Origin of the sequence: Streptomyces sp. NPDC058289 (assembly GCF_042880975.1) — a bacterium.
Classification (GTDB): domain Bacteria; phylum Actinomycetota; class Actinomycetes; order Streptomycetales; family Streptomycetaceae; genus Streptomyces; species Streptomyces stoeckheimensis.
Genome location: NZ_JBHVYI010000187.1, coordinates 1 through 4,516 on the forward strand (window position 1 = coordinate 1; position 4,516 = coordinate 4,516).

Sequence of the window (4,516 nt, forward strand, 5' to 3'; positions counted from 1 at the left end):
GCCGGCGGCGCGCGGGCGGGTGGCCGGCGGAGCGCGGGCGGGAGGCGGGCCCGGCGGAGTCCCGGCCCGAGCCGCCCCCGAGGCACCCGGGCATGGGCCGTTCGGGGGGCAAGCCGGCCCCCGTGGGCCCGCCTTCGCGCCGAACGGGCAAGGCGGTGGCAGGAAGGAGGGATGACCCTCCACCGTCGCCGGATCCTCGCGGGAGCCGCCGCGGGCGTCCTCGCCTCGATCGGCGCGACGGCCCGCGCGACGGCCCGCCGCGCGGACCCGGACTACGGGTCGCTGGCCCGGAGCCTCGACGGCCGGGTGGTGACGGCGGGCGACCTGGACTACGACGAGGCCCGACAGCTGTTCCAGCCCCGCTACGACACGGTCCGGCCGGGCGCGGTGGCCTACCCCGCGCACCCCGGGGACGTCGCCGCCTGTCTGGACTTCGCCCGGCGCTCGGCCGTCCCCGTGGTGCCGCGCGGCGGCGGCCACGGCTACGCGGGCTGGTCCACCCGCGAGGCCGGACTCGTCATCGACACGGGGGCCATGGCGGAGGTGGCCGCGGAGTCCGGAACCGGGGTCCGGATCGGCGCGGGCGCCCGGCTCGGGGAGGTGAACGCCGTGCTCGCCGCGCGGGGCCTGGCCGTCCCGACGGGGCTGTGCCCCTCCGTCGGCATCGCCGGTCTCACCCTCGGCGGCGGGCTGGGCCTTTCCTCCCGCACCTGGGGCACCGCCTCCGACCGGCTCACGGGAGTGACCCTCGTGACCCCCGACGGGACGGTCCGCGAGGTCGCCGCCGACCGCGAACCCGATCTGTTCTGGGCCCTGCGCGGCGGCGGGGGCGGCAACTTCGGGGTGGTCACCGGGTTCCGCTTCCGCACCCACCCGGTCTCCGACTGCGCCTTCGCGGAACTGCGCTGGTCCGCCGCCGACTCCCCCGCCGTCCTTCTCGGCTGGCAGCGCTGGCTGGAGGCGCTGCCCGATCCGTTCTGGAGCCAGGTGGAGTTCACCGTCGACGGCGGCCCGGTCGGCGCCCCGGCCCTGCGGGTGCTCTGCCTGGACGGCGGGCGCACGGAGCTGGAGCGGCAGCTGACCCGGCTGTCCGACCTGGTGGGCGGCCCGCCCCGGGACAGCTGGACCGTCGTACGCGGCTACGGGGACACCGTGCGGGCGATGGCGGGCTGTCCGGACCGGAGCCCCGCAGAATGCCGGCTGCCGGGCAGCCTGCCGGGACACGACCCCCGAGGGCGGCTCGGCCGCGACTCCTACGCCGCCCGGTCCGATTTCTGGGCCCCGGGCGGGCTCACCGAAGCGGCCGCCTCGGCGGTACTGGCCGCCCTGCGGCGCTACGCCCGAGGCGTGCCGCGCGGCGGGTTCGGCGTGGTGCAGTTCGACGGGGTGTGCGGCGGGGCCCTCAACCGGATCCCGGCGCGGGCCACCGCCTTCGCGCACCGCTCGGCCGGGTTCCTCGCCCAGTACCTCGTCTACTGGCCCGGCGCGGCTCCGGCCGCCGACATCGGCCGGCACCAGGGCTGGCTGGACGGGCTCTGGCAGGACCTGCGGCTCTGGGCGGGCGGAGCCGCGTACCAGAACTACGCCGACCCGAAACTGACCGGCTGGCGCGAGGCCTACTACGGACCGAACCTGGCCCGCCTCGAAGAGGTCCGGCGCCGCTACGACCCGGACCGGCTGTTCCGCTTCCCCCAAGCCGTATAGCCCCCAGTCCCCAGCCCCTCGCTCTCCCTGCCCATCCCCGAAGAAGGAGACGGACATGCGACGTACGTTGACGGTGGCGGCGGCCACGGCCGCCCTGCTGCTGCCCGGCGGGCCCCTGCCCGAGGCCGAGGCCGGCACCGCCCCGGCCAAGGCCCCGGCCACCGACCGGTGGTCGGCCCGGGAGGCGGAGTCGTTCTGGACTCCCGATCGGATGGCGTCCGCGGTCCCGATCAGCCGCGGTGGCGCCCCGGCGGCGGTGGACGGGACCGGCCGGGACTTCGACGGCATCCCGGTCGTCGGCCGGATGTTCGTCATGAAGGGCGGCGGCGCGTACTTCTGCACCGCGAGCGTGGTCGCCTCCCCCGGCCGCGACCTGGTGCTCAGCGCGGCGCACTGCCTGCTCGGGACGGACGCCCGCCAGGTGGCCTTCGTACCGCAGTACACGGCCCAGAACCCCCAGCCGTACGGGATGTTCCCGATCCTGCGCGATGCGGCCGGCCGCTCCAAGGTGTGGATCGACCCGCGCTACCGGGAGCTCGGCGCAGACAAGGGCGCCGCCCTCGACGTGGCCTTCGCCCAGGTCGGCCCGGACGCCGACGGCTACCCCGTGGAGGACGTGGTCGGCGGCAACCGGCTGGTGACCGGCGCCCCGTACGCGCACAAGCAGGTCTCGCTGATCGGCTATCCGGCCTCCGCCGCCCGGCCACGGCTGTGCGTGAACCGGACGACGAAGTTCACCAGCACCGATCCGGGGATCCCCGGATCGTTCCTGCGGATCGACTGCACCGGCTATCCGGGCGGCACCAGCGGCGGCCCGTTCCTGACCGGCTTCGACGAGCGGACCGAGACCGGCGACGTGGTCGGGGTGATCGGCGGCTGGAAGACGGGCGGGGACACCCCCGACACCTCCTACAGCTCCTACTTCGGCGCCGACATCAGGAAGTTGTACGAGAAGGCGCTTGCCGGGGCGCGGGTGGCGTGAGCACCCGCACCCGGCGGGTGCGGCGCGGGTTGCCCACCGTGCGCGGGGTCGCCGGGAGCCCTTCCGCGGTCAGCGCTTCGGCGGGCGCGAGGCCGAGCTGCCGGCGCAGGTCCGCGAGGGCGGTGTGCACGGGTCCGAGGATGACCTCGGCACGCGGATGGGCGTGCGCGAGGGCGTGCGCGGCCGTCTCGATGGCCTCCGCGGCGTCCTCGGCGGCTCCCCGACTCCATCCTCCGGGGGCGGTGCGGCCCCAGGGCGCGAGGGTGTCGTAGAGGTGGCAGGCGGCATCGGCCACGGCGTCGGCCTGTTCACCGACGCCGGGCGCCGCGATCGACGGGAGCTCCATACCCGCTCAACGAGCGGAGTCCGCCCGGGGAACGGAGGCCGCCGCGGTCACGGGGACAGCTGGGGTCACGGGGACAGCTGGGGTCACGGGGATGGCGGGGACGGTGCTGTCACGCGGACACCGCCTGCAGCCAGAGCGGCAGCAGCAGGAGGGAGACCAGGGAACTCTTGATCACGACGGCGGCGGAGAGGTTCACGCCCACGTCGTAGCGCTGGGCGAAGATGAACAGGTTCTGGGGCGTCGGCATCGCGGCGATCAGCACGAGGTACGTGAGCCACTCGCCCCGGACCCCGAACAGTGCCCCGCACACCGCCCACGCCAGCAGCGGGAAGGCCACGCACTTGAAGCCGATGAGCGCCAACTCCTCGCGGGTGGTGCCCCGGACGTCGAGGCCGATGCCGCCGAGGTGCAATCCGAGGGCGAAGAGGGCCACCGGGGAGGCGCTGTCCCCGACGAAGGCGGCCCCGTCGAGGACCACCTCCGGGACGTGCACGGAGAGCAGGTTGAGCAGGATCCCGGCGTTGCAGGCGAGGACCAGCGGGGTGACGAGCGAGGCGCTGACGGCCCGGGACAGGCGCCGGGCGGGGCCGCCCGCGCCGGGGCCGGCACGGCCCAGTTCCATGATGGCGATGACGACGAGCGACAGGACGCAGACCTGGAAGAGCAGCACCGGGAAGATCGGCGCCGCCGTCCCGAAGAAGGTGATGAAGACGGGGACGGCGAAGTAGGCGGTGTTGACCTGGACCCCGGCCATCACGCGCAGCGCCACGGCCCGCGGGTCGCGCAGTCCGGCTGCCGCGGAGGCGGCCGCGACGGCCGCGACCGCGAGGGCGGCGGCGGCCGCGTAGCCGCCGATGGCCCGCCAGTCGAAGAGGGCGGAGAGGTCCGCGGCGTAGATGTTGCCGAACAGGTAGCAGGGGACCGCGAAGAGGAAGGCGTAGTCGGCGAAGGCCTTGGAGGCCTCGGCGGGGACCACCTTGCGGCGTGCGAGGAGCACGCCGACGCCGAAGGCCAGCGCCACCGGTATCAGTTTCTCCAGCGCGGCCGCCCCGCCCATGCGTACCCGCTCTCCACCGTTCGATGATCGTTCGTGCCCGGCGCAGTCTATGTCGAGCGGCTGCGGCCGCCGGGGAGGGCTTGACCCTGACGTGCGGGTCAGGGTTTAGCGTCGGCGCACCCAGCCGGTGCCGGACCAGGTGCCGGTGCCGGTCCCGGTCCCGGTCCCGATGCCGATGCCGGTGCCGGTGCCGGTCCCGGTCCCAGACCCGGTGCTGGTACCGATGCCGATGCCGATGCCGGTCCCAGACCCGGACCAGGCGCAGGTCCCGGGCCAGGTGCCGGACCCGGACCAGGTACCCATCCCCGCGCCGGACCCAGACCAGGTGCCGATGCCGGTCCCGGTCCCGGACCCGGACCCTGACCAGGTGCCGTTGCCGGTCCCGGTCCCAGACCCGGTCCCTGACCAGGTGCCGTTGCCGGTCCCG

The 4,516-nt window shown here is 75.3% G+C and carries 5 protein-coding genes; 2 read left to right on the top strand and 3 right to left on the bottom strand.

The genetic code is table 11. The annotated features are described in order from the left end of the window. Positions 1-171 precede the first annotated feature (171 nt). Both ACFVX6_RS40565 and ACFVX6_RS40570 read left to right on the top strand, forming a co-directional pair. On the top strand, positions 172-1,704 hold the full coding sequence (locus tag ACFVX6_RS40565; RefSeq protein ID WP_389699598.1) for an FAD-binding oxidoreductase: 1,533 nt from the start codon (positions 172-174) through the stop codon (positions 1,702-1,704). Positions 1,705-1,759: 55 nt separating this feature from the next. Next, a complete protein-coding gene (locus ACFVX6_RS40570; RefSeq protein WP_389699599.1) occupies positions 1,760-2,686 on the top strand; it encodes a serine protease in 927 nt (308 codons plus the stop codon). On the opposite strand, the gene ACFVX6_RS40575 is transcribed toward ACFVX6_RS40570, so the two are convergent. The 3 genes from ACFVX6_RS40575 to ACFVX6_RS40585 form a co-directional block, all read right to left on the bottom strand. After that, the gene (locus ACFVX6_RS40575) at positions 2,640-3,032 is read right to left on the bottom strand and encodes a hypothetical protein (protein WP_389699600.1); all 393 of its coding nucleotides are present in this window, start codon (positions 3,030-3,032) and stop codon (positions 2,640-2,642) included. The two genes, ACFVX6_RS40570 and ACFVX6_RS40575, sit on opposite strands and share 47 nt — an antisense overlap. Positions 3,033-3,141: 109 nt before the next feature. Continuing rightward, positions 3,142-4,089 (bottom strand): AEC family transporter, encoded by a 948-nt coding sequence (locus ACFVX6_RS40580; protein ID WP_389699601.1) that lies wholly within the window; start codon positions 4,087-4,089, stop codon positions 3,142-3,144. Positions 4,090-4,194: 105 nt separating this feature from the next. Next, the coding region (locus tag ACFVX6_RS40585; protein WP_389699602.1) for a hypothetical protein at positions 4,195-4,516 on the bottom strand (322 nt) is incomplete at its 5' end.

What these genes read in the sequence shown, in the direction of transcription:
- ACFVX6_RS40565 (WP_389699598.1), top strand. Translation starts at nt 172, where the DNA reads ATGACCCTCCACCGTCGCCGGATCCTCGCGGGAGCCGCCGCGGGCGTC.
- ACFVX6_RS40570 (WP_389699599.1), top strand. Translation starts at nt 1,760, where the DNA reads ATGCGACGTACGTTGACGGTGGCGGCGGCCACGGCCGCCCTGCTGCTG.
- ACFVX6_RS40575 (WP_389699600.1), bottom strand. Translation starts at nt 3,032, where the DNA reads ATGGAGCTCCCGTCGATCGCGGCGCCCGGCGTCGGTGAACAGGCCGAC.
- ACFVX6_RS40580 (WP_389699601.1), bottom strand. Translation starts at nt 4,089, where the DNA reads ATGGGCGGGGCGGCCGCGCTGGAGAAACTGATACCGGTGGCGCTGGCC.